This window comes from Pseudomonadota bacterium (genome assembly GCA_040752895.1).
Classification (GTDB): Bacteria; Pseudomonadota; Alphaproteobacteria.
In genome coordinates, this window is record JBFMHN010000005.1 from 134,167 (window position 1) to 158,630 (window position 24,464).

Annotated in this window: 27 protein-coding genes; 24 read left to right on the plus strand and 3 right to left on the minus strand. The window is 66.8% G+C overall.

Features of this window, described 5'->3' with window-relative positions; genetic code table 11:
• The first annotated feature begins 48 nt into the window (after positions 1-48).
• A complete protein-coding gene (locus AB1781_09920; protein MEW5704882.1) occupies positions 49-3,222 on the plus strand; it encodes a DUF3883 domain-containing protein in 3,174 nt (1,057 codons plus the stop codon).
• 93 nt (positions 3,223-3,315) lie between these two features.
• Here the strand turns inward: AB1781_09920 and AB1781_09925 are convergent, their stop codons facing one another.
• From AB1781_09925 to AB1781_09935, 3 genes are read right to left on the minus strand one after another with little or no spacing between them, the layout of a single operon-like run.
• Positions 3,316-3,702 (minus strand): hypothetical protein, encoded by a 387-nt coding sequence (locus tag AB1781_09925; protein ID MEW5704883.1) that lies wholly within the window; start codon positions 3,700-3,702, stop codon positions 3,316-3,318.
• Positions 3,699-5,030, minus strand: a complete 1,332-nt coding sequence (locus AB1781_09930; GenBank protein MEW5704884.1) for a recombinase family protein — start codon at positions 5,028-5,030, stop codon at positions 3,699-3,701. Before AB1781_09930 ends, AB1781_09925 begins: the two co-directional genes overlap by 4 nt.
• The gene (locus AB1781_09935; protein MEW5704885.1) at positions 5,027-5,434 is read right to left on the minus strand and encodes a DUF2924 domain-containing protein; all 408 of its coding nucleotides are present in this window, start codon (positions 5,432-5,434) and stop codon (positions 5,027-5,029) included. Before AB1781_09935 ends, AB1781_09930 begins: the two co-directional genes overlap by 4 nt.
• Before the next feature lie 574 nt (positions 5,435-6,008).
• Here AB1781_09935 and AB1781_09940 point away from each other — a divergent pair.
• The 23 genes from AB1781_09940 to AB1781_10050 all read left to right on the plus strand — a co-directional run bounded on the left by AB1781_09940 (position 6,009) and on the right by AB1781_10050 (position 24,457).
• Positions 6,009-7,940 (plus strand): AAA family ATPase, encoded by a 1,932-nt coding sequence (locus tag AB1781_09940; GenBank protein ID MEW5704886.1) that lies wholly within the window; start codon positions 6,009-6,011, stop codon positions 7,938-7,940.
• A 10-nt stretch (positions 7,941-7,950) separates the two neighbouring features.
• Complete coding sequence (locus tag AB1781_09945) at positions 7,951-9,075, plus strand: sensor histidine kinase (protein MEW5704887.1); 1,125 nt, start codon at positions 7,951-7,953, stop codon at positions 9,073-9,075.
• A gap of 5 nt (positions 9,076-9,080) precedes the next feature.
• Positions 9,081-9,857: a response regulator gene (locus AB1781_09950; protein MEW5704888.1), complete on the plus strand. Its 777-nt coding sequence runs from the start codon at positions 9,081-9,083 to the stop codon at positions 9,855-9,857.
• Positions 9,858-9,997: 140 nt separating this feature from the next.
• Positions 9,998-10,183: a helix-turn-helix domain-containing protein gene (locus AB1781_09955; GenBank protein MEW5704889.1), complete on the plus strand. Its 186-nt coding sequence runs from the start codon at positions 9,998-10,000 to the stop codon at positions 10,181-10,183.
• A complete protein-coding gene (locus AB1781_09960; GenBank protein MEW5704890.1) occupies positions 10,180-10,620 on the plus strand; it encodes a hypothetical protein in 441 nt (146 codons plus the stop codon). The genes AB1781_09955 and AB1781_09960 overlap by 4 nt, the downstream gene beginning before the upstream one ends.
• Positions 10,617-10,790 carry a hypothetical protein gene (locus tag AB1781_09965; protein MEW5704891.1) on the plus strand — a complete coding sequence of 58 codons (174 nt, stop codon included), beginning with the start codon at positions 10,617-10,619 and terminating at the stop codon, positions 10,788-10,790. Before AB1781_09960 ends, AB1781_09965 begins: the two co-directional genes overlap by 4 nt.
• On the plus strand, positions 10,790-11,623 hold the full coding sequence (locus AB1781_09970) for an ATP-binding protein (protein MEW5704892.1): 834 nt from the start codon (positions 10,790-10,792) through the stop codon (positions 11,621-11,623). Before AB1781_09965 ends, AB1781_09970 begins: the two co-directional genes overlap by 1 nt.
• 5 nt (positions 11,624-11,628) lie before the next feature.
• Positions 11,629-12,345: a hypothetical protein gene (locus AB1781_09975; protein MEW5704893.1), complete on the plus strand. Its 717-nt coding sequence runs from the start codon at positions 11,629-11,631 to the stop codon at positions 12,343-12,345.
• Between the two features lie 5 nt (positions 12,346-12,350).
• Positions 12,351-12,578, plus strand: a complete 228-nt coding sequence (locus tag AB1781_09980; protein MEW5704894.1) for a hypothetical protein — start codon at positions 12,351-12,353, stop codon at positions 12,576-12,578.
• A 140-nt stretch (positions 12,579-12,718) separates the two neighbouring features.
• Complete coding sequence (locus AB1781_09985; protein MEW5704895.1) at positions 12,719-12,943, plus strand: DUF6511 domain-containing protein; 225 nt, start codon at positions 12,719-12,721, stop codon at positions 12,941-12,943.
• Positions 12,944-12,957: 14 nt separating this feature from the next.
• Positions 12,958-13,173, plus strand: a complete 216-nt coding sequence (locus AB1781_09990; GenBank protein ID MEW5704896.1) for a hypothetical protein — start codon at positions 12,958-12,960, stop codon at positions 13,171-13,173.
• A complete protein-coding gene (locus AB1781_09995) occupies positions 13,170-13,934 on the plus strand; it encodes a hypothetical protein (GenBank protein ID MEW5704897.1) in 765 nt (254 codons plus the stop codon). Before AB1781_09990 ends, AB1781_09995 begins: the two co-directional genes overlap by 4 nt.
• Positions 13,931-15,205, plus strand: a complete 1,275-nt coding sequence (locus AB1781_10000) for an AAA family ATPase (GenBank protein ID MEW5704898.1) — start codon at positions 13,931-13,933, stop codon at positions 15,203-15,205. Before AB1781_09995 ends, AB1781_10000 begins: the two co-directional genes overlap by 4 nt.
• A gap of 9 nt (positions 15,206-15,214) precedes the next feature.
• A complete protein-coding gene (locus tag AB1781_10005; protein MEW5704899.1) occupies positions 15,215-18,103 on the plus strand; it encodes a DUF927 domain-containing protein in 2,889 nt (962 codons plus the stop codon).
• A gap of 704 nt (positions 18,104-18,807) precedes the next feature.
• Positions 18,808-19,287 (plus strand): hypothetical protein, encoded by a 480-nt coding sequence (locus AB1781_10010; protein MEW5704900.1) that lies wholly within the window; start codon positions 18,808-18,810, stop codon positions 19,285-19,287.
• Positions 19,284-19,541 (plus strand): DUF6378 domain-containing protein, encoded by a 258-nt coding sequence (locus AB1781_10015; GenBank protein MEW5704901.1) that lies wholly within the window; start codon positions 19,284-19,286, stop codon positions 19,539-19,541. The genes AB1781_10010 and AB1781_10015 overlap by 4 nt, the downstream gene beginning before the upstream one ends.
• A complete protein-coding gene (locus AB1781_10020; protein ID MEW5704902.1) occupies positions 19,538-19,735 on the plus strand; it encodes a hypothetical protein in 198 nt (65 codons plus the stop codon). The genes AB1781_10015 and AB1781_10020 overlap by 4 nt, the downstream gene beginning before the upstream one ends.
• The gene (locus AB1781_10025) at positions 19,728-20,168 is read left to right on the plus strand and encodes a DUF6362 family protein (protein MEW5704903.1); all 441 of its coding nucleotides are present in this window, start codon (positions 19,728-19,730) and stop codon (positions 20,166-20,168) included. Before AB1781_10020 ends, AB1781_10025 begins: the two co-directional genes overlap by 8 nt.
• A gap of 352 nt (positions 20,169-20,520) precedes the next feature.
• Positions 20,521-21,930 carry a site-specific DNA-methyltransferase gene (locus AB1781_10030; protein ID MEW5704904.1) on the plus strand — a complete coding sequence of 470 codons (1,410 nt, stop codon included), beginning with the start codon at positions 20,521-20,523 and terminating at the stop codon, positions 21,928-21,930.
• Positions 21,920-23,173 carry a DNA methyltransferase gene (locus AB1781_10035; GenBank protein MEW5704905.1) on the plus strand — a complete coding sequence of 418 codons (1,254 nt, stop codon included), beginning with the start codon at positions 21,920-21,922 and terminating at the stop codon, positions 23,171-23,173. Before AB1781_10030 ends, AB1781_10035 begins: the two co-directional genes overlap by 11 nt.
• A complete protein-coding gene (locus tag AB1781_10040) occupies positions 23,170-23,385 on the plus strand; it encodes a hypothetical protein (GenBank protein MEW5704906.1) in 216 nt (71 codons plus the stop codon). Before AB1781_10035 ends, AB1781_10040 begins: the two co-directional genes overlap by 4 nt.
• 112 nt (positions 23,386-23,497) lie before the next feature.
• On the plus strand, positions 23,498-23,887 hold the full coding sequence (locus AB1781_10045) for a hypothetical protein (protein ID MEW5704907.1): 390 nt from the start codon (positions 23,498-23,500) through the stop codon (positions 23,885-23,887).
• Between the two features lie 99 nt (positions 23,888-23,986).
• The gene (locus tag AB1781_10050; GenBank protein ID MEW5704908.1) at positions 23,987-24,457 is read left to right on the plus strand and encodes a DUF3489 domain-containing protein; all 471 of its coding nucleotides are present in this window, start codon (positions 23,987-23,989) and stop codon (positions 24,455-24,457) included.
• Positions 24,458-24,464 lie beyond the last annotated feature (7 nt).

Consider the following 24,464-nt stretch of genomic DNA (forward strand, 5'->3'; position numbering starts at 1 on the left):
AGGTCGCTCTGAGCTGGAGGACACGAACTCCAAGGAGGCTGGTTCCTGGTGACGTGCAATTACGACGCGATCCGGCGCGACAACGAACGACGATATGGCACGGACATAGGTCGCATCGGTCCGATGCTTCTCGCGGATCGTTACGACGACCGCACGCACTTCATTTTCGAGCTCCTGCAGAATGCGGAGGACGCGCTCGCTCGTCGAACAGGGTGGCAAGGACCCCGATCGGTCAGATTTCATCTGACGAGGGACGCACTCCAATTCGGTCACTTTGGGCAACCTTTTGACGAAGCCGACGTCCGCGGGATTTGCGGCATCGGCGAGAGCACGAAGGACCTGACCGCCATCGGACGTTTCGGCATTGGTTTCAAGTCGGTCTATGCGTTGACCGACCGGCCCGAGATCCATTCGGGGCGAGAAGACTTCGCCATTGAGAATTTCGTCTGGCCGATCACAGCCCCATCTCGCGATCGCGATGCGGACGAGACGGTCATACTGATCCCACTCAAATTTGACGACGAGGCCACGCACAAAGAGGTCGTGGCTGGCCTTGAACGCCTTGGAGCTTCCACTCTCCTATTCTTGCGGGAAATCGAGGAGGTCCAATGGAGCGTCGAGGGCGGGCGCTCAGGCATCTACCTTCGGGAATCGAAGGAGATCGACCAAGGCGTTCGACGCGTGACTGTCGTCGGTCATGAGCGGGAGGAGGCCGAAGTAGATGAAGAGTGGTTGATCTTCTCCCGACCAGTGCTTCATGACGGACGCAGCGTGGGGCATGTCGAAATCGCCTTCTCAATTGTCCGGGACGAGAAGTCGAAGACCGAGAGTCTCCGAGCGTTAGGGCGATCGCCCCTTGTTGTGTATTTCCCCACCGTGGTCGAGACGCACCTTGGATTCCTTATTCAAGGTCCTTACCGAACAACGCCGAGCCGGGACAACGTGCCGCAAAGAGACCCTTGGAATCAGGGGCTCATAGGAGAGACGGCCTCGCTTCTGTCAGAAGCTCTGCGTTGGCTACGTGATCACAATCTTTTGGATACGATGGCTCTCAGATGCTTGCCGATCGAACCGACGAAATTCGCCGACGGTACGATGTTCGCACCTATGTTCGCAGCCACGAAGGAGGCCCTGATCTCTGACCCACTGCTGCCGTGCCTTGAGGAAGTGTACATGCCTGCTAGCCGCGCGCGGCTAGCACGCACTCAGGAAGTACGCGAGCTTTTTGCTCCAGCACAGCTTGCGGCACTCTTCGACGAAGAGCAGGAGCTGCATTGGCTTACTGGAGAAATAACCCAGGATCGCAGTCCTGAGCTGCGGCGGTACGTTATGCAGGAACTAGGCGTCCTAGAGGTAACCGCGGAATCGATTGTTGCAAGGCTCGATAAGGACTTCCTAGAAGCGCAGCCGGATGACTGGATTCGGTCGCTCTATGGCTTCTTGAGTGGTCAGCGCGCACTGCGGCGACAGCTGATGGAGGTGCCGCTCATCCGCCTGGAGGATGGTAGCCACGTGCCGGCACGGGCAAATGGCCAGTCCCAGGCGTTCCTGCCAAGCACGATCAGGACGGGCTTCCCCACCGTGCGCGCGGCCGTGTGCAGCAGTGACGCCGCCCGCGAGTTCCTGCAATCGCTGGGGCTCACAGAGCCTGATCCGGTGGATGACGTCATTTGGAATGTGCTGCCAAAATACGAACAAGATAAGCTTAGTGTTAGCAGTGTCGACTACGATTCCGATCTGCAGCGCGTGCTGACCGCGTTCGCCACTGATTCGAAGGTGCAGAAAGATAAACTGATTGCTGCTCTTCGTCAGACTGCATTCGTTATCGCGGTAGATGCTGGGAACGGGGTGAAGCGCTTTGCCAGGCCCGAAGAAGTCTATTTGGCAACAGACCGGTTAAAGCAGCTGTTTGCCGAAGTTGCAGACGTTCTCCTCGTAGACGATTCGCATGGCTCCCTGCGCGGCGAGGAGGTGCGGGAGCTTCTGGAAGCGTGTGGTGCCGTTCGATATCTCCGGCCAATCCCGAGCGCGATCTTGTCATGGGAGGAACGCGAGAAGCTGCGCGCGCAAGCCGGGCATCCAGAGACGTCCGGGTACAATGACCGCGTCGCAGATTGGACGCTAAACGGATTGAAAGAACTGCTGAGCGCATTGCCCCATCTTGAGACCGGGGAACAAGGCAAGAAGGCCGGTGCTCTATGGGAGGAGCTCAGTCATTTAGAGGAGCGTCGCGGCAAGGGAATTTTTACGGGCGAGTACACCTGGACGCACTACGGAAGGTATCGCGCAACATTTGATGCCGGATTCGTCAAAGAGCTGAACGAGAGACCTTGGGTGCCAGACGGGGATGGCGGGCTGCAGAGCCCTTCATTCGTCCTGTTCGATTCCCTTGGCTGGAAGCCGAACCCGTTCTTGCAGTCAAAGATACGCTTTAGGCCGCCGCTCATCGAGGAGCTTGCAAGGGAGGCCGGCATCGAGCCTGCCGTGCTCGACCTCCTGAAGAGCCTCGGCGTAACAAGCGAGGCCGAATTACGCCGTCGGCTTAAAATTGAGGAGCCGCCGCCCAAGGAGGGTGATGGCGGCGCGGACAAAGATGTGCGGTCTCCGGAACATGAAGGAATGGCGGGAGAAGGCAACGGCAAGGGCAAGGGCGACGAGGAGAAGGCGGGGGACCATGAGGGCGATGGCCGTGGGACACGGCGGAAAGGCAACAATCAAGACACGGAAAATGCCGAGGATGCCGGGCTTGGTTCCAACGGGTCACCTCGCGAAGGCGTAGGTGGTAGGCCGCACGTCTTTATTTCGTATGTCGGGGCGCATCCCGACGAGGAAGAGCCCGATCCTGATGGGCTCGATGCAGCGGCGCGAATGAATCTCGAGGCGCAGGCGGTCGATCTTATACTTTCCCAGGAACCGTTCTGGCAGCGCACGCCTCCTAACAACCCCGGCTATGACCTGTTTGAGGCCGGCGAAGACGGAAGCCCGGCACGTTTGTGTGAGGTGAAGGCGATGAAGGGAGGTCTTCAGGCTCGCCCCGCAGGGCTTTCACGCACCCAGTTCGAATGCGCCCGGGAGCATGGCAAAGCATACTGGCTTTATGTCGTCGAGCATGCAGGGACCGACGGTGCGCGTCTGGTCAGGATTCAGGATCCGGCTGGCAGAGCACGCACGTTCACCTTCGATCATGGTTGGCTTGATATCGCCGACGTGGATGCCGAGTAAGAATACCGAGCGGCGTATTTGTATGGCGAACATCGACATCACCTCGGTCGATGCCGCGCGCGCAGGCACCTGCACGGCGCTCGTCCGGGTCCTTTAGTCTTCGAACACCATACCCGGCTGTTCGATCCACGGCATGAGAGCGGCGGCGGCGAGCTTGTCGAGCGGCAGCGCGGAAGGGCGGCGGTGGATCAGCAGCCGCTCAAGGACCCTCGGCGAGAGATAGGCGAGCCGGATGTAGCGGCTGACGAAGGGGAGCGTCACCTGCTCGGCCTGCGCGATGTCGCTCAGTGTCGCCGCCTCGCCGCGCTCCAGGCGCCGGCGCCAGTCCCAGGCCCGGGCAATTGCGCGCAGGGTGCGCGGATCGGGCCCCGGGTCATCGGCCGCCTCGTCGAGATTGGCCGGCGGGACGATGCGCGGCCGGCCGTTGCGGTGCTTCACCTTGAGCGGGATGACGACGCGGATGGTGGAGGGCGTGGTCATGCGGCGGCCTCCTCAGGCTTCTGGGCCAGCATCTCGCGCACCACGGTGCCAAGGCCGTCGGTACGCAGATCAACGGCGAGGCCGTCGGCGGTCACGGTCACTCGTTCCACCAGCAGCTTGACGATGCGGGCCTGCTCGGCGGGAAACAGCGCGGACCAGATCTCGGTGAACCGGTCGACGGCGGCGACCACGTCGCGTTCGTCGACGTCGGGCGTTTCCCGGCGCGCGGCGGCCACGGCCTGCGCGACGATCTCCGGCGCGCGCGCAAGGCGGCGGATCTCCCGCACCACCGCGGCCTCGACCACATCGGCCGGCAGGCGCAGGGGCGCCGCCGTGCCGGCCGGCTTGCGCCCGCGGATCGCGTCGGTGGACACATAGTAGCGATAGAGCCGGCTGCCCTTCCTCGTGGAGGCGGGCGTCATCGCGCGGCCGGCCTCGGTGAAGATGAGGCCCCTGAGGAGCGCGGGCGTCCTGCTGCGCATCACTGCTCCGCGGGAATAGCCGTTGGTAGCGAGGATCGCCTGCACTTTGTCGAAGGTGTCGCGGTCGATGATTGCCTCGTGCTCGCCGGGATAGCTCGCGCCCTTGTGCACCGCCTCGCCGACATAGACGCGGTTGTTGATCAGCTTGTAGACGATCCCCTTGTCGAAGGGCTTGCCGCGCTTGGTGACCCGCCCCTCGGCCTGCAGCTCGCGTACGACCAGTGTGACCGAGCCGAGTTGGATGAAGCGCTCGAAGATGTGGCGCACCAGTGCGGCCTCGGCCTCGTTGACGACGAGCTTGCGCTCCTTCACGTCGTAGCCGAGCGGCACGAACCCGCCCATCCACATGCCGCGCTTGCGCGAGGCGGCGAACTTGTCGCGGATGCGCTCGCCGATCACCTCGCGCTCGAACTGGGCGAAGGATAGGAGGATGTTGAGCGTCAGCCGCCCCATCGAGGTCGTGGTGTTGAACGACTGGGTGACGGAGACGAAGGTGACGCCGCAGCGGTCGAACACCTCGACCAGCTTGGCGAAGTCCATCAGGGAACGGGAGAGCCGGTCGATCTTGTAGACCACCACCACGTCGATGAGGCCGGCTTCGATATCGGCGAGCAGCCGCTTCAGCGCCGGCCGCTCCAGGGTGCCGCCCGAGAAGCCGCCGTCGTCGTAGCGGTCGCGGAGCAGCACCCAACCCTCCGCCTTCTGGCTCGCGGTGTACGCCTCGCAGGCCTCGCGCTGTGCGTCGAGGCTGTTGAACTCCTGCTCCAGGCCCTCCTCCGAGGATTTGCGCGTGTAGATGGCGCAGCGCTGGCGGCGGGGCGTGGCGAGCGTCGACGAATCCCTCATCGCTCGCCCCGCTTGATCTCGCGGAGGCCGAAGAAGCGCCAGCCGTTCCAGCGCGTGCCGGCGATCGCGCGGGCGATTGCCGAGAGAGACTTGTACTTGCGTCCCTCCCATTCGAACCCGTCGCGCAGAACCGTGACCGTGTGCTCGACGCCGTTCCATTCCCGGACCAGCCGCGTGCCTGCGACCGGCATCCGCGATTCGCGGAGCATCGCCTTGCGTCCCGGTTTGCCCTGCAGCTCGTCGGCCAGGGCGTCGAGCAGCCGGACCGTCTCTCGGGGCGGGCCGCCGTAGGCCAGCTCCTGGATGCGGTAGGCGAGCCTCAGTTCCAGGAAGGGCCGGCTGTTGTTGGGGGCGTCCGCCCTGAACAGGCGCTGCCATTCGGCCTTGAGGTCAGCGACGCTCATCGTCCTGATGGCCGCCAGCCTGGCCAGGACCGTCGCGTCGCGGCTTTCGTCGTCGCCCGGGCGCGGCGGTGCCGAAGCGCTTGTTTTTGCTACTGAACTTCGTCCCATCATCATGCCTTTCCACTCTTTCGTGTGTTGGCATGACGGCGTTGGTCAGGCGGGAAGTCGAGGCAACTGTCTCCGCAGTCTTCAGATAAAGAAGTTGACTTGGCCGTGTGGAGACGAACGAGCCCCAGGCCCAGGATGCGCCCGACTTCCGCGATGCGCTCGTTCGGCGTCATCCGTTCAGGAGCGATGGCGTTGGGGCCTGCAAGGCTCGCGTGCATGTAATGGAGACCGTCCGCAAAGCGATGTCGATGGCGGGACGGTAGGGGTGGATTTCGAGAAACAGAAGTAAATTCAATCGCTTATCGCAGCCGCGCGCAAACAAAGGAAGCCGCGCGCGCCCTCTCGCATGTAAGCGATTGACTCTCGCGTCTGGCGAGAACAAAAATAGAACCCGGCTTCGCCGGATGAACAGACCGGCGTGCGAAGCTACACACCGGTTGGACCAGTCCGAGCGAAGGAAAAGGGGATGAACGAACTCCCAGGGGGCGACGTTGCCGAAAGCGAGAACGATCAGGATGGCCGCCGGCCGCACCACCGCATCCTGAACCTGGAGGTGGTGGGCGGGTTTCTCGACGGCACCCGGCTCGAGTTCACCGACGGACTCAACTGCATCATCGGCGGCCGCGGCACCGGCAAGACCACGGTCCTCGAGTTCATCCGTTACATCCTCGGCATGATGCCCGATCCCGCCGACAGCCGGCCGCGTGCCAAGGCCATCGAAGGCCACGTGCGCGGCAATCTTGGCAGCGGCACGATCTATCTTGATGTTGAGACCAAGCACGGCACCCGGTATCGCGCCGAGCGGCCATGGGGCGACGACGTCCAGGTCCTGGACAGCGACGGCGATCCGATTCCCGTGTCGCTCGACCGCGATCTCGTGTTCAAGGCCGACATCTACAGCCAGAATGAGATCGAGGAGATTGCGACCAATCCGCGGTTCCAGCTCTCGCTCATCGACAAGTTTGCCGAGGAGGCGATCCGCGCGGCCAGCGTCGAGATTCAAAAGGCCAAGCGCGCCATCCAGCAGAGCGCCACCGATCTCCGGCATCTCGACCAGCGCATCCGCGAACTTCAGGACGTGGTCCCCGAGATCGAAGTTGTCGGCAAGCGCCTTCAGGAAATGCAGGTGGTCGAGGGCGCGGACGCGCAGCTGATCAACGCGGCCCACGCGCACAAGGCGCTGCGGACCCGGGAGACGGAGGCTGTCACCGATCTGCGCCGGGCGGTCGGGGCAGCCGCCGCGAGCTTCCGACGCTTTGCCGACTCGGTCGCGGAGGATTGCGCGAACGCCATTGGCGACGGATTCCGCGAGGGCCCGAATGGCGACCTGTTCGAGGAGATGGAGACCGCCGTCGAGGAGTTCGTCAGCGTATTCCGGGACGCCGTGCCCAAGGTCGAGAGTCGATGCAACGCTCTCACCTCACGCCTCGACGACGTGACGCATCGGCTTGCGGCCGCGCATGCCCGGCAGGAGCAGCAATATCGCGAGATCATCGCCCGCTCGGCGCAGGAGCAGCAGCGGGCGGCCGAGCGGGCGAAGCTGCAGCAGCGGCATCTCGCGTTGACCAAGGCGCGGCACGAGCTGGATGGCCTGCGCCAGAAGCGGAAGGCGCTGGAGGCCAGCCACCGCCAGATGAACACGAAGCTGTCAGAGCTGCGCGACCGGCGGTTCGGGCTGCGCAAGGAAGTGGCCGAACGGCTCTCCGCCGCGCTCGGTCCGACCATCCGAGTGTCCATCACCCAGTCCGGTGACCGTTCCGGCTACGAGGCCCTGCTCAAGGACATGCTCAAGGGGAGCGGCCTTCAGTACAACCGCATCGTCTCGCGCCTCGTCGAGAGCGTGTCGCCTGAGGAGCTGTCGCGGATCGTCCGCAAGGGCGATGCGGCACGTCTTGCCGAGGATGGCGGCATCGCCGAGGACCAGGCGCTCCGCATCGTCACCCATCTCCAGGATGGCGACGATACGGCCAAGCTGGAGACGATCGATCTGGAGGACGAGCCGCTGATCGCGCTCAAGGACGGCGCCGATTTCAAGAACTCGGCGGACCTGTCCACGGGCCAGCGCTGCACCGTCATCCTGCCGATCCTGCTGCTCGAAAGCGAGCGGCCGCTGCTGATCGATCAGCCGGAGGACAATCTCGATAACGCCTTCGTCTACCACGCCATCGTCAAGAGCCTGCGCGAGGTGAAGGCCAGCCGGCAGCTGATCTTCGTGACCCACAACCCGAACATCCCCGTCCTCGGCGAGGCGGAAAGGGTGTTCGTCTTCACCTCCGACGGCCGGCGCGGCGCCGTCTCCCACGTGGGAACGGTGGATACCGTGAAGGAGCAGATCGAGCACCTGCTCGAAGGCGGCAAGGAAGCCTTCGTCCTCCGCATGCAGAAGTACGGCCACTGAGGCGGCCGCCATGACGGAGGAGGAAGAGCAGACCCTGCTCGGGGATCTCGACGCGGACGACTGGGGCACGGTCCGGGAAGCCATCGAGCAGGTGGGAGACTGGCTTCGCACGCAGCATGTCGATGACCTCCTGAGGTCGGAGCTCGCGTCCCGCCTCCTGCGCCTGTCCTCCCATCCCAAGTGGGAGGTCCGCAAGGCCGTTGCCCACGCGGTGCTCTTCCTCCGTCACGATGCCTTTCCCGCGGTGATCGCCCGGATCGTCGAGGATGAGAACGCCTGGGTCCGCGAGGCGGCGCGGAAGACCCTGCAGCGGCGCAGCGAACTCAGCCGGGCCGATATTCATGGCGACAGCCGCGGCGACACGATCCTCGGCCTCCTCTCCGCCCTGGAGGCCCGCTACGGGCTGCGCGCGCGGCGGGCGGCGCTCAATGTCGCCGACCATCTGCATCACCGCTTCGTGCGCGAGGCGTACCACGAGATCGTTCGGATCATCTCGCCGCTCGATGCCTCGCTCCTCAACCTGGAAAAGGAGCTCCAGGGCATACCGGGTGTCCCCGACCACACGCTTCTCCATGCGCGCCGGGCCCAGGCGCGCGTGCGGCTGATCACCGAATTCCTGGACAATCTCCGGGCGTTCACGACCGAGGCGCCGGCCGAGTTTGCCCTGGAGGCTCTGGTCCCCATCGTGAAGGAGGCCGCCGAGCTTGCCCTCAGCCACGTCGAGCTTCCCACCGCCGGCATCGACGTGCGCCAGGAGGTCGACGGCTCCTTGAACCTGGAAGCGAACCGCTCGCGGCTGCTGCAGGCCCTCATCAACATCATCGTGAACGCCGTCGAGGCCTGTTCGAACCAGCCGCGCCGCGGCGTCCTGACCATCTCCGCCACCCCGCAGACGGATTCGCATATCAAGATCACGGTCACCGATAACGGCTGCGGCATGAGCGAGGAGGCGCTGCGCGACTGCGTTCTGCTCTACAGCTCGGGCAAGGCCAACGGGATGGGCTTCGGCCTTCCGCTGGCAAAGAAGATCATCGAGATCGACCATCAGGGAACGCTGTCGATCGAGAGCCGCGACGGCGTGGGCACCACTGTGACGGTGATCCTGCCCGTAGAGCAGGCGCGTTCGGAGGACTGACTCCGATGGCCGATCGCCACATCGCTCTCATTGTGGAGGATGAGCCGGAGATGGCCGCCGAGCTTGCCGATCTCCTGCGGTCCTTCGGGCACGATCACCTGCATGCCGAAACCCTCGCCGATGCCAGAGCGTGTCTCGATGAAGGCGGCTTCTGCTACGTGCTGCTCGATCTGCAGATCAAGGCGGACGGTCAGTCGATCAAGCCGAGGGTGGAATCGGGCATGTCGCTTCTGCGCGAGATACGCAAGCGCTTCCCCCATCGCAGCGCCAACGACATGCATCTCGTGCCGGTGCTCGTGATCAGCGGGCACGGCAAGGAACCGAAGAACATCATCAGCGCATTCAAGGACGGCATCAACGACTTCATCATGAAGCCGCTCAGCGTCGACGGCCAGGACGTCGGCGCCAAGATCCGCCGCTGCCTGGAGCTCGCCGGCCGAAGCGACCACGACGCCTGCGAAGCGTGCACTCGTGCGGCGGCGGCCGGTCCGGCCGAGAAGCAGTACAATGGGACGGCGTTCTGGCACGCGTCCGACTACTCGGAGATTCGCCTGCGCGGCGAGCCCTATTACTTCACGGGCGAGATTCAGCAGGCCGCGATCCGCTTTCTCCACGCGGCGGCGCAGACGGACGAACCATGGCGTTCGGGCAAGATCGTGCTGCAGGCGGCCAAGTCGAATGACACGAACATGCGGATGGTCAACCTGTTCGGCCGCCATCCGGCCTGGGGCGTGCTGCTGCTCTCGAACGGGCGAGGGAAATACCGTCTAAGGACCGAGTAGTCCTTCGCAAACCCGGCCATCACCGGTCCATCACTGGGCCGGTACGCTCCAGCGGCGATCCGCCGCCGGTCCTGCGGACAGCGTTACTCCGCAGGACCATCCTCTCCGCAGGTTTTCGTTGAAGGCCGAAGGAGAGGAGCGTGACCGTCCGACATCTCACCCAAGTTGAACTTGCCCAGCGCTGGCGGATCAGCCCGCGCACGCTGGAGCGCTGGCGCTGGCTCGGCCAGGGGCCGCGATATCTCAAGATCGGCGGGCGCGTCGTCTATCGACTCGAAGATGTCGAGGCCTTCGAAGACGAGAAGCGGCAGGAGGCAGGCCGATGACGGCAGGTCTTCAGAGTCGCGATTTCGCGGAATCCCGCACGGATAACTTTGTTTTCTCTCCGGTTCGCGGGCGAAACCGCGCGAAATCATTCGAATTGGTGCCCGCAGCGCGAGCCGGTATTTCAATGGGGATGAAGATCCCCGAGCCCATCCGCACCATCGTCACCAGCGAAGCCGCGCTGTTCGGCTGGTTCGAGACGGCCCGGCCCGGCGAGCGCTTCACCTATCACATCGGCCACCTGGCAGTGGATCGCGCGCGGGAGACCTCGGGCCTGGCCGCAGGCGCGCGCGAGGCACTCGGCCGCGTCGCCGATCGCGTCATGGCGCTGGCCGGGCAGGAGATGCTGATCGCCGTGCAGCAGCGGCTCGACGATGGCCGCATGGCCTATCTCGCGATCAAGGCGGGCATGCGCGCCGCCAGGACGTGTGCGCGATGACGGCCCGACCGGCACTCGACGACGTCCGGCACATGCCGGTGCGCGATCTGCTCGCTCTGCCAGCGGAGCAGTTGGTTCGGCTCCGCCGCGAAGCCCGCATGGCCCGCGAAACAGCTGACCGCCTCGAGCGGTGGCTCGACGGCATCGCCCGGATCCAGGGAGGAGCATGATGGCGCTCAAGATCGTCACGGCCGACGAGCGTCTGGCCGAAGCCAACAACAAGACCACCCTCGCGATCTTCGGGCCGAGCGGTGTCGGCAAGACCTCGCTGCTGAAGACGCTGCCCGCGCGCGAGACGCTCTGTATCGATCTCGAAGCGGGCATGAAGTCGGTCCAGGACTGGCCCGGCGACAGCATCCCCGTGCGCACTTTCGCCGACGCGATCGACATCGGCTGCCTCGTGGGCGGCGTCGATCCCGCAGTGCCGCCGGACGGGTTCTTCTCGGAGGCCCACTACCAGCACCTGGCGGCGACCAATCCGAATCTGGTCCGCCTGATCGCCTCCAAGCGGATCATCTTCGTCGACAGCATCACGGACCTGACGCGCCAGGCGATGGCGTGGGCGCGGATGCGGCCGGAGGCCTTCTCGGAGAAGACCGGCAAGCCCGATACCCGCGGCGCCTACGGGCTGCTCGCGCGCGAGGTCATCGGGCTTCTGAAGCACCTGCAGCACGCGCAGGCGAAGACCGTGATCTTCGTCGGGATCCTGGAGAAGGTCACTGACGAGCTCAGCCGCGCCGTCTGGCAGCCGCAGATGGAGGGCGGCAAGGCAGGCCGCGAGCTGCCGGGCATCGTCGATCAGGTTATCAGCATGAGCTTCTTCAGCGCCGACGGCGACAGCTGGCGGCACGAGCCGGAGCGCGGCGAGACCCGGCGCCTGGTCTGCCGCGCCGGCAATCCCTTTGGCCTCCCCGCCAAGGACCGCTCCGGCCGCCTCGACGTAACCGAGCCCCCAGACCTCGGCGCCCTCCTCTCCAAGATCAACGCGACCACGAAAGGATGAATCCCATGACCTTCGACATGAACGACGCCGAGCCCCAGAAGACCGGCGAGCTCATCCCGGACGGCACCTTCGCCAAGGTGGCGATGGCGATCCGCAAGGGCGGCACGGACGGCCAAGCCGAGATCGATCGCGGCCTGCTCAAGGCCTCGAACTCGCCCGGCAGCGACGTGCTCATGCTCGACTGCGAGTTCACCGTGACCGAGGGACCGCATGCCCGGCGCAAGTTCTGGCAGATGTTCACCGTCCAGGGTGGCAAGGTGGACGAGCATGGCGTCTCGATCGGCTGGAAGATCTCCAAGAGCACCTTCCGCGCCATGATCGACTCGGCGCTCGGCCTCGATCCCGCCGACATGAGCGAGGCGGCGAAGGCGAAGCGCATCCTGCGCGGTCTCGCCGACTTGGGCGGCATCACCTTCGTCGCCAAGATCAAGATCGAGCCCTCCGAGGACCCCCGCTACGGCGACAGCAACAAGCTCGACCGCGTGGTCCTGCCGAGCGAGCCGGAATGGCGCAAGGTGATGGACGGCGAGGTCCTGCCTGCGAGCCCGAGCACCCGCGCCCGCCCGAAATCTGCTGCGCCGGCGGCGCAGCCGGCCTGGAACCAGGCGGCTCCCACCCAGCCGCCGGCACAGGCCGCCGCCCCGGCCTGGGCCAACGCAGGTGCGTCCACGCCGCCGCAGCCCGCCGGCAAACCCACCGGGCCCGCCTGGCTCAACAGCTGACCGCCATGACCGATGACGAGTGGCAGGCGCACGTGACGCGCGAAGCGGCAAAGGAGGTCGGCAAATGGCTCGAAGGGCGCGGAAGGCTCAATCAGCCCATCGCCGCCCTCACCATGGCCGACCTCGAGGCCATGGCCTCGAATGCGATCTCCCGCTTCATCGTCCTGGCCTCGCGGCGGATCAAGGAGCAGCCCACCGGCTACGAGGACCTGACCCGGCTCTTGCTCGGGTAGAGCCCTGCGCCCTGTGCGGGCGTGAGGCGCGCGGCTTCGGCTACGTCCACCGGCTGCAGTGGGACCGATTTCCGCACCACCGCTTCTGCTCAATGCGCTGCCTCGACGCCGGTTCGGCCCTCGCGAACAGGAACAACGGAATGATCGACAAGACCGAGATGGAGATCCGCGCGATCAAGGATGCCCGCCGCTTCCTGGCCGAGGCGCTCACCGAGCTCGGCCTGATGGCGCCCTTTCATGACCGCAGCGCGGCCGAGATCGACCGCATTATCGAGGCCTGCATCGATGGGTTCCAGGAGTCGATGCGCCGCCAGTCCGAGGAAGGGACGCGCAGCGACGAGCTGAACGATCCCATCCCTTTTTGAGGAGGCCGGCCGCCATGATGGATCTGAACCATGACGGTCCGGCCAGAAACTGGCTGGCGCTGCTCGCGGCGGCAGAAGCCAACGCCGAGACGGAGTTCGAGATCGAATTCTGCGCCAGCCTGCGCGAAAAGCTCGACGCCTATGGCGATCGCGCCCGTCTGACGCCCGCACAGGAATACAAGCTGCACTGCATCGCTGAAGCCGGCGGCTTCTGGGAGCGCAGCGCATGATCGATCTGAACCACGGCTCGGGCGCCGTCTATGGCGGCACCATCACCGGCGGGACGGCGACCCGCATCAATGCGCTTGTCGACGGCGCCCTCGTCAAGCGCCATCGCCGGCAGGCTCCACGCGACTATCTCGGCGGAAGCCGCATCGGCGAGCCCTGTGCGCGCCGGCTCGTCTATGAGATCAGCCATGCACCGCCGGACGAGGGCCGCGAGTCCGATGGCACCATTTTGCGCATCTTCGAGGCCGGTCATCGCTTCGAGACGCTCTCGATCGGCTGGCTGCGTGCCGCGGGCTTCGATCTCTGGACAGAGCGCCGCGACGGCGGCCAGTTCGGCTTCTCGGCCGCCGGCGGCCGGCTGCGCGGCCATATCGACGGCGTCATCGTCGGCGGGCCCGATGTCGGCATCGCCTGGCCGGCTCTCTGGGAGCACAAGGCGCTCAACGCCAAATCCTGGAACGACCTGGTCAAGCGGGGCCTGGCGGTCTCGAAGCCGATCTACTTCGCGCAGGTCCAGCTCTACATGGCCTACATGGAGCTCGCGGTCGCGCTTTTCACCGCGATCAACAAGGACACCCAGGCGCTCTATCACGAAGCCGTCGCCTTCGATGCGGCTGAGGCCCAGGCGCTCTCCAACAAGGCGGTCGAGATCATCCGTGCCGCGGAAGCAGGCGAGCTGCCGCCGCGCATCGCTACGGCGCCCGACTTCTATCTCTGCCGTCTGTGTCCTTATCAGCAACGCTGCTGGGAGGGCGCGCCATGACCTTCACGCCCTCCGCGCTCCAGGCGAAGGCCATCGAGGCCATCAAAGACTGGTTCACGAACCGCACGGCGGAGAACCAGGTGTTCCGGGTCTTCGGCTATGCAGGGACCGGAAAGACGACGATCACGAAGCACGCGATTGCCGAGCTGGGATTGGACGGGGGCGTCCTCTACGCCGCGTTCACCGGCAAGGCGGCGCTGGTCATGACCCGCAAGGGGACGCCGGCCTCGACCATCCATTCGCTGATCTACCGCGTCTCGGAGGCGACGCCGGCCGAGATCGAGCGGATCAAGCAGGAGATCGCCGACCTCAAGGCGAAGCTACCCGCCATGGGCACCGCCGAGCGCCTGTTTGCGGACTCGCAGCTGCGTTCGCTCGAGCTCCGCCTTGCCGACATCCACAAGCCGCGCTTTGTGCTGAACGAGCAGTCCGCGCTCCGCGAGGCCAAGCTTCTCGTGCTCGACGAGGTGTCGATGGTGGGCGACGACATGGCACGCGACCTCCTCGCCTTCGGCAAGCCGATCCTGGTGCTGGGCGATCCCGGTCAGCTCCCGCCGGTCAAGGGCGAAGGCGCCTTCACCAAGGATGCGCCCGACGTCCTCCTCACCGAGGTGCACCGGCAGGCGGGCGACAGCGCCATCATCCGCCTGGCCACGCTCGCGCGCGAAGGCACGCCGATCCCCTACGGCGAGCACGACGCCTTCGTGTGGAAGATGCGCAGGCAGGATATCGCGCCCGAGCAGATGCTGCGCGGCGGACAGGTCATCTGTGGCAGGAACGCGACCCGCATCCAGCTCAACCTTGCCATGAAGCGCGCGGCCGGCTTCGAGGGCGTCTATCCCATCGGGCACGGCGAGAAGATCATCTGCCTCAAGAACCGCAACGACCTCGGCCTCGTCAACGGCATGTTCCTCGACCTCACCGAGATCGAGGACGAGGACGAGCTCTCCTTCACCGCCGTCATCGACACCGAGGATGGCGAGAAGATCGGCGGCGCCAACGGCACGCGCGAGCGTTTCCGCATCTACAAGGGGCATTTCGATGAGCACGTCGCGCCCGACCGCGAGCGCGAGCGGCGCGATCACTGGAAGAAGAAGACGCTGATCGAAGCGGTGTGGGGCTGGGCCATCACCTGCCACAAGTCCCAGGGCTCGCAATGGGAGAATGTGATCGTCTTCGACGACGGTCTCGCGCGCACCGCCGAGGACCGCGCCCGCTGGCTCTACACCGCCATCACCCGCGCCGAGCGCGGCCTCGTGATCCTCGATTGAGGCGCGCGCATGATCGATCTCAACGACGCGAGCGCCCCGCTACCCCGATTCGATCTCGATGCGATCGCCGCGCGCCTGCGGGACAGCGCAGCGATCTGGGTGCCGCAGCATTTCCCGAACGGGAGGCGGGAAGGCGACGAATGGCGGCTCGCCAACATCCGTGGCGATGCCCCGCGCAAGAACGGCTCCTGCGTCATCGCGCTCAAGGGCGAGCGTGCCGGGGACTGGATCGACTTCGACGGCGGCAGTGGCGGCGGGCCCCTGAGCACGCTTGCAGAGGCGACCGGCTATGCCGGGCACCAGCTGTTCGCCTATGCGGCCGAGCTGGCGGGCGAAGCCCCATTTGCGGCACGCCCGAGAAAGAAGGCTCCGCGCCAATCATCCGACGACCTGGCGCGCGAGATCGCCTTCATCCTGTCGGGCGCACGGCCGATCGACGGCACGCATGCGGCAGCATATCTCGCCGCCCGCGGCCTCGCGCTGCCGCCCTCGTCCGACCTCCTCTTCCATGACGATCTCGCGCACTGGGAGGCGAAGCGCGGCTTTCCCGGCATGGTCGCCATCGTGCGCAACGCCGGTGGCGCGCAGATCGCGCTCCATCGCACCTATCTCGACCCAGAGAAGCCCGCCAAGGCCGACGTCGCGCCTGCGCGCAAGACGCTCGGGCCGGTCGGCGGCGGCGCGGTGCGGCTGGCCGAACCGCAGAATGGCCTCATCGCTCTGACGGAGGGCATCGAGACGGCGCTCGCCGTGATGTCCGCATGCCCTGATCTGCCAGCCTGGGCGACGTTGTCCGCCTCCGGCATGGAGAGCGTCGAGCTGCCGACCGGCATCGCGCGTGCTGTGCTGCTCGCCGACCACGACGACGCCGGGCGCCGCGCAGCCGAGGCAGCCGCCGCGAAGCTTGCGATGGAGGGCCGCCAGGTCTCCATCGCGCTGCCGCCCCGCGAGGGCGACGATTTCAACGACCTGCTCCTGCGCGACGGCCCGGAAGCGGTCAGGACCGCGATCGATGCCGCCGTGGCATGGGGCGGAGACAGTCCCTTGCACGCCGGCGGCGAAGGCACTCAGCAGCTTGAAATGGACCCCGTCATCGGTGCCACGGCGCCGGAACCCGACGAGGTTGCGCGCACCGCCGCAACCTATCCGCTGCCCTTCATCGAGGGTGTCGAGCTGCGCTACTTCCGCACGCGCAAGGGCGATGTCCTCGTCCACCGCAATGCCGGCAAGGACAAGGATGGCCACACCATCTGGCGCGTGGTCGCGAGCCCCTTCGGCATCCCCGCCCGGCTGCGCTATCTCGACCAGGAGGGGACCTATGGTCTGCGCCTGCTCGTGCGCGACATGCAGGGCGAGCCGCGCGCCGTCGACTTGCCGCGCGCCGGCCTCGCCCGCCAGGGTGCGCAGGAGATACGCTCCGCCCTCTTCGCCGCGGGCCTGCGCACCTATGGCGATGGCGACCAGGTCGCGCTGGCGGTGCTCAAGGCGGCCGATCCGCGAGACGAGATCCTCGTCGTCAGCCGGCCCGGCTGGCATCGGCTCGATGGCTGCGACCGCCCGCTCTTCGTGACGCCGGCGGGCCGGGCGATCGGTGATGCGCCGGCCTCCACGCTGGAGCTCGTCGCCAACGCCCGCTACGACACCGTGCGCGGCAGCCTCGACGGCTGGAAGGCCGCGGCGGCCGCCGCGGCATCGGTGAAGGGCTGTCCGCACTTCCTCCTCGGCGTGCTCGCGGGATTCTGCGGTGTCGTGCAGTCGCTCGCCGGCCTCGACAGCTGCGGCATCAATCTTTCCGGCCTCTCGTCGAGCGGCAAGACCACCGCCCAGCGCCTCGCCGTGTCCGCCTGGACCTCGACAGCCATCGGTGCCGGACTGCTCCAGTCGATGCGCTCGACCGAGAACGCCATCGAGGTCTTCGCCCAGGCGGCGAGCGGCACCGTCCTTGCCCTCGACGAGCTCGCCCATGCCGACGGCCGGGCAATCGCCAAGCTCATCTACGCCATCGCCGGCGGCCAGGGGAAGGCGCGCATGACGGCCGGCGCCATCCTCAAGCAGCGCTATGCCTGGTCGACCTATGCGCTGCTCTCCAGCGAGTGCTCCCTGGAGGAGAAGGTGCGCGCCGACGGCGCGTCCTGGATCGCCGGCATGGCGGTGCGCATCCTCGACGTCGACGTGACGGAAGTGGACCGCTCGGTGCCGGCGGCCAGGCTCAAGGCGATCGCCGACGCCGAGAGCCACTGCGGCCATGCCGGCCCCGCCTTCGTCGAGCGGCTGGTCGCGGCCAGGCTGCACCATGCGCCCGACGCGCTGCGCGACCGCATTCTCGAACAGGCGCGCGAGCTTGCAGGCGACCGTGCCGATTCCGCACGGCTCCGGGCCGCGACCTGCCTTGCTCTCCCGCTCGTCGCCGGCAGGCTCGCCCAGGACTTCGATCTGCTGCCCTGGTCGATCGACATCGAAGCGCCGGTCCGCTGGGCCTGGGAGCGCTTCGAGAAATCCTCCGATGCCGAGGCGCTCACCCCCGACGAGCAGGGCATCGCGAGCCTGCGCGCCTGGATCGCGGAACGCTGGGACGTCACCATCAAATCCGTCGACATCGGCGTCGAGAGCTTCGACCGCAAGCTGAACAACCGCGAGGCCGTCGCCTGGTACGACGACGCGGCCATCTATGTGCCCGCGCAGCGCCTGCGCGAAGCAGCGGGTGAGACGCTGAAGACCCAGCAGATCGTCAAGGCGCTCGCCGACCGGGACCTGCTGGCGACGCGCCAGGATCAGCGGCGCGCCACCGTGCGGTGGGTCCCGAAGATCGGTCGCATCGACGCCTACGCGCTCAAGCGCTCCGAGTTCGGCCGCCGCTCGGCCTGGGTCGATCACGGAATGCAGGAGGACGACGCATGACGGTGCGCGCCCATCCGTGCGCGCGCGCTGTGGCAACTGTGGCCAGTGTGGCCACGCCTAGGCGTGTGGCCATTGTGGCACCTGTGGCCAGTGCCGCCTCCCTCGATCATGTGGCCACTGTGGCACCTGTGGCCACTCCGCCCGCAGCGGCCGCCCGAGCAGGCATTTCAGTGGCCACAGTTGCCACACGGAATATCGCTGTGGCCACTGCTAACGCGTTGATGAACAAGGGCAGTTGCCACACTTTCCACAGTGGCCACAGCCGGGGGACAGATATAGGGGAAGAGAGGGTATTCCGTTCTTGCGGGAAGGTGCGGAGGGGTCGCGCGTCAATTTTATCTCTAGGAAGTGGAAAGTGTGGCAACTGTGGCCACTCGCCTTTGTCTTCAAGGGCTTATCAGTGGCCACATGAAATTCCGATGTGGCAACTGTGGCCACTGGCGAAGATCGCCCGCCCTTCCAAACATCTCCGCCGTCGCCGGTCATCGACGCTGACCCTTGTGGCGACGAGCGCGCCGCGACGGCAGCGAGGCCGCGATCCTCCTGCCGATCGGTGATCCCGAGCCGAGCGGACGACGACGGCCAGCTCCGCCAAGAACCAGACCGTCGCCGTCCTGACCACAACGATCCCGATCACGGAGACCATCATGGCTTCGACGACTCTGACCGCGGCGTGTGCGGATGCAAGCCTGCCGGCGGTCGGCATGGCGCCGCCGCTCAGCGCCATCCTCTCTCTCGACCTCGGCACCACCATGGGGTGGGCCGTGCGCATGGCCGACGGAGCCATTCACAGTGGCGCCGTCTCCTTCCGCCCGAGCCGCTATGACGGCGGTGGCATGCGCTACCTGCGCTTCCGCAGCTGGCTCGACAGCCTTGCCGCCGATGCCGGTGGTCCCGGCGCGGTCTACTTCGAGGAAGTCCGGCGGCATGTCGGAACCGATGCGGCGCATCTCTATGGCGGCTTTCTGGCGACACTGACCGCGTGGTGCGAGCAGAGGGGCGTTGCCTACGAGGGTGTGCCCGTCGGCACCATCAAGCGCCACGTCACCGGCAAGGGCAACGCGGACAAGGCGGCGGTGCTGGCCGCCGTCCGCGCACGCGGCTTTGCGCCCGCCGACGACAACGAGGCCGACGCCATCGCCATCCTGCTCTGGGCGATCGAGACGGGCGGAGGCGTGCGATGACCGCCGAGATGCTGCTGAAGCACGCGGCCGCGGTGGTCGCCAATCGGCGTGAGACCTACGGCTGTCCCCGCACCAGCATGGAAGCGATCGCGAAGCGCTGGTCGCTCAGTCTCGGGCACACCGTGACGCCGGCTCAGGTGGCGCTCTGCCTCATCGAGCTGAAGCTCGCGCGCCTCGCGCACGATCCGGCGCACCTCGACAGCATGGTCGATGTCGCCGGCTATGCCGCCGTCCTGCGAGAGGTGGCGCGGTGAGGTGGTTCCCGAAGGGCTATGGCGGCGAGCGCCGATCCGCCGAGGAGATCAAGCGCGAGGGCTGGCGCGAGCAAGGCCTGCTGGTGGTGAGCGCCGAGGACCAACGGCTCACCTGGCCCGAGCGCGAGCTCATCCGCCAGCTCGGCGAGAAGCTCTATGGCCGGCGCGCATCCCAGGAGGCGCGCCATGGCTGAGACGCACTGGACGCCGTCGCTGGTCGAGGAGCGGCTCGCCGAGGCGGCAAGCGTGCTCAAGCGGCTGCCCGAGCCGAAGTTGCAGGGCTATTACAATCTCTGGCCACGGATCATCTACGAGTTCAGCGATCTGGTGGGACAGGAGCCCAGGCCGATGCGTGTGCTGCCGTCCCCCGCAGCGATCAGCCGCATGGAGGAGACGCTGACCTGGACCGTCGGGCTCGCCCCCGTCGACGGCAAGATCGTCTGGATGCGCGCCTTCGGCGAGCGCTGGAAGACCATCTGCTGGACGGTGGGGCTGCAGCGCTCCGCCGCCCACGAGCACTGGCACTATGCGCTCTGTGTCATTGCCTGGCGGCTTAATGGGCGGCGGCTCAATCGTAATCATTCGCGGCGCAAAGTGATCGAGATGACCGGAGCGGCGAAGTCTTGAGAAGCAAAGAGAAAGGTGTCCGGCGGACACTTTTCGCTCGGACAAAATCGGTCGGATCGGCGTAGATTTCGGTCATGCTCAGGTGAGCCGCGCGCGGACGCCGCCGATCGGCGCCGAGCACGGGTCCTCCCTGGCCGAGAGCGTATGCTGGCGGCAATGGCCCGGAAGTTCGCCACCGCCAGCGGCGGAATCTGAGTTACCAGTTACCACCGAGCCGGCCGCCCGTCGCACGAATTAAGCCCGTGTTCGCGCGGGCTTGGCGCGCCTCCCGAATGGGAGCCGCGCCCCGGTAACCGTCCCCGGCAGTTACCACCCTCCGGTTACCACCCTGTCCTTCCGGATTCCGAGGTCCATGTCGCCACGGCTGCCCGACAGCGTCGAGCATTGGCCGCTCGACCGGCTGCGCGCCTACGCACGCAACCCGCGCACGCACTCGGACGAGCAGGTGGCGCAGATCGCAGCGAGCATCGTCGAGTTCGGCTGGACCAGCCCGGTGCTGGTCGCGGGCGACGGCACGGTGATCGCCGGGCACGGCCGCCTCGAGGCAGCCCGCCGTCTCGGGCTCGATGCCGTGCCGGTCGTGGTGCTCGACCACCTGAGCGAGGCGCAGCGCCGGGCCTACGTGATCGCGGACAACAAGCTGGCGCTCAACGCCGGCTGGAACGAGGAGCTGCTCGCCGCCGAGCTGCATGCATTGAACGGCGAAGGCTTCGACTTGGCGCTCACCGGCTTCGACGAGGCCGAGCTCGACCGGCTGATGGCGCCGCTCGACGACACGGAGGCGATGTCGCCGGGTGGCGACACTGGCGAGAACGGCGACGCCGCGGACGAAGCGCCCGAGCCTCCGCGCAATCCGGTCACCCGGCCGGGCGATCGCTGGCAGCTCGGCGATCACTGGCTGCTCTGCGGCGACAGCACCGATGCTGCCGTTGTCGCACGCGTGATGAATGGCGAGCGCGCGTCGCTGCTGTTTACCAGTCCGCCCTACGGCAACCAGCGGAATTACACGACTGGCGGGATCGGCGACTGGGATGCGCTGATGCGCGGCGTCTTCTGCCACCTCGATGAGGCGATGGCGGAAGACGGCCAGGTGCTCGTCAATCTCGGCCTCGTCCATCGCGACAACGAGTGGCAACCTTATTGGGAAGCCTGGCTCGCCTGGATGCGAGCCCAGGGCTGGCGGCGCTTCGGCCTTTACGTCTGGGACCAGGGGCCTGGACTTCCCGGAGACTGGAACGGCCGGCTCGCGCCCTCATTCGAGCTGCTATTCCACCTCAACCGCCTAGCGCGCAAGCCGAACAAGATCGTGCCCTGCAAGTGGGCCGGGCACATCAACGACAGCCACGGCGGCATGCGGGGCAAGGACGGCACCGTGGGCGAGTGGACTCATGCCGGCCAGGGCGTCCAGGAGACGCGCATCCCCGACAACGTCCTGCGCATCACGCGGCACAAGGCGCGCGGCATCGAGACCGAGCACCCGGCGGTGTTTCCGGTGGCGCTGCCCGAGTTTGTCATGAGCACCTATTCGGCAGCGGGTGACGTGGTGTTCGAGCCCTTCGCGGGATCCGGCACCACGTTGATCGCTGGCGAGCGCACCGGACGGAATGTGAGAGCGATCGAACTCGCGCCCGAGTATGTGGACGTCGCGCTCCTACGCTGGCGCCAGCTGTTTCCCGGAACCGAAGCCGTTCTCGACGGGGACGGCCGGACCTTCGAAGCGATCGCCACCGAGCGTGGCATCGACCTTCACGATGCGGTCTGATCATCTGCAGGTCGAGCAGTGGCCGATCGAGCGGCTCCTGCCCTATGCGGCGAACGCCCGGACCCATCCGGAGGACCAGGTCGCCCAGATCGCCGGATCGATCGCGGAGTTCGGCTTCAACGTCCCGTGCCTCGTGGACGAGCGCGGCGTGCTGGTGGCCGGCCACGGCCGCTTGCTGGCGGCCCGGCGCCTCGGTCTGGCGGAGGTGCCGGTCATCCGGCTCGGCCATCTGACCGACGCCCAGGCGCGCGCCTTCCGGATCGCGGACAACCAGATCGCGCTCAACGCCGGCTGGGACGACTCCCTGCTCGCGGCCGAGCTCGCGCGCCTGAAGGAGGACGGGGTTGACCTCGATGTCCTCGGCTTCGGCGAGGACGAGCTCGACCGCCTGTTCGATGACCTGAACGGGACCAATGGCGCGACGGAGGGCGAGGACGCCGTCCCGGAGCCGCCTGTGGAACCCGTCACACGCCCGGGCGACCTCTGGCTGCTTGGCGCGCATCGCCTGCTCTGCGGCGACGCCACCAGCGCCAGCGACGTCGAGAGGCTGCTCGCCGGAGCGGTCCCGCATCTGATGGTGACGGACCCGCCCTACGGGGTCGAGTACGATCCCTCCTGGCGCAACGAGGCCGGCGTGTCGGCGACCGCGCGCACCGGCCGCGTCTCGAACGACGACCGTGCCGACTGGCGCCAGGCCTGGGCGCTGTTCCCGGGCGACGTCGCCTATGTCTGGCACGCGGGCGTCCATGCGCGCACCGTCGCCGAGAGTCTGGAGGCGAGCGCGCTGATGATCCGCTCGCAGATCATCTGGGCGAAACCGCGCTTCGTGCTCGGGCGCGGCGACTACCATTGGCAGCACGAGCCGTGCTTCTACGCGGTCCGCAAGGGCGCGAACGGACACTGGCAGGGTGCGCGCGACCAGTCGACGCTGTGGACAATCGGCAGCGGCGGCGATGAGGACGAAGCGACGACACACGGCACGCAGAAGCCGGTCGAGTGCATGCGCCGGCCGATCGTCAACAACAGCAGGCGCGGCGATCTCGTCTACGAGCCCTTCGCCGGCAGCGGCTCGACCATCGTCGCAGCCCAGAGCACGGGGCGCGCCTGTCTCGCGCTGGAGGTCGACCCACGCTACTGCGACGTGATCGTCGAGCGGTGGCAGGCGTTCACGGGGTCGCCCGCGATCCTCGATGGCGGTGAGCGGACCTTTGCGGACGTGAAGGACGAGCGGGCAGCGGCATGAAGCAATCGAGAGCCATGTCGCTGGTCGAGGCGATCGCCAACGTGGGGGTCGGCTTCGGTGCGGCGGTGCTGGCCCAGGTCGTGGTGTTCCCGCTGTTCGGGCTCGACGTGCCGTTCGCGGACAATCTGCTGATCGGCGTGATCTTCACGAGCATGTCGATCGTGCGCTCCTACGCGCTGCGCCGGCTGTTCGAGGCCCTGCGGCGGGCATGACCGGCGCGCCCGCGCCCCGTCCCCCCGGATCATCAAATGATCCGGCCGGGCCGGAAAAAAGCAATCAGATTAATCGCTTAACCGCTTGGCTCCGGGCCGAAGCAGCGCCTCTATGGCGGCACAGACGATGGAGACCGCCACGAACACCATCCTTCAGACCGCCAACCCCGACTGGGGCTTCTTCGGGACCATCCGCCACCACGCCCGGCCGGAGGAGGCCTGGCCGCTCGCGATGTCGGCGATCGCCGCCGCGACAGGCTGCCCCGAAACCGCCGTACGCGACTTCCTCGACAGCCGCCACGGCCGCCACTTCGCCGACGACGCCGCCAACGGACTCTTCAAGGGCCTCGATCTGAAAGCCGCCATCGAGGCCGCGGTGGACCGCTGGATGGGCTGGACCATCGGCCGCCGCACCGAGCGCGAATACGGCATCCCGCGCGGGCTGCCCTACCTCACGGGCTTCGTCACCCACTGCGAGATCGTGGCCGATGCCTCCGCCTGATCGAGCCGCCTCGCCCTCAGCCCCGTGCCGCATTGCGGCCGGGGCTCGGGGTGGTAGAAGCGCCGCGATGGTCGCGGCGCCCTGCCCAAGGAGGCACCGATGACCAAGACCGAGCTTTCACCCACCCAGCAGTCGCTCCTGAAGTCCGCCGCCGGCTGCGAGGACCGCGCCATCCGCTGGCCCGACAATCTCCGGGGCGGCGCGCGCACGAAGATCATCACGGCGCTCGTCGAGGCGGGATTCGCGGAGAACCGGAAGGGCACGCTGGTCGTGACGGACGCCGGCATGCGCGCCGTCGACGTCGCCCCCGAGGCTGCACCCAAGCGCGCCCCGCACACGAAGGCCGCCGGGGCCCCGCGCAAGATGCGCGAGGGCAGCAAGCAGGCGCGCCTGATCGAGATGCTGAAGCGCAAGGAGGGCGCGAGCATCGAGGAGATCGTCGAGGCCTTCGGCTGGCAGCCGCACACCGTGCGCGGCGCCATCGCCGGCGCGCTCAAGAAGAAGCTTGGCCTGACCGTCACGTCCGAGAAGGTGGATGGCCGCGGCCGCGTGTACCGGATCGAGGCGTGAGGAGGCG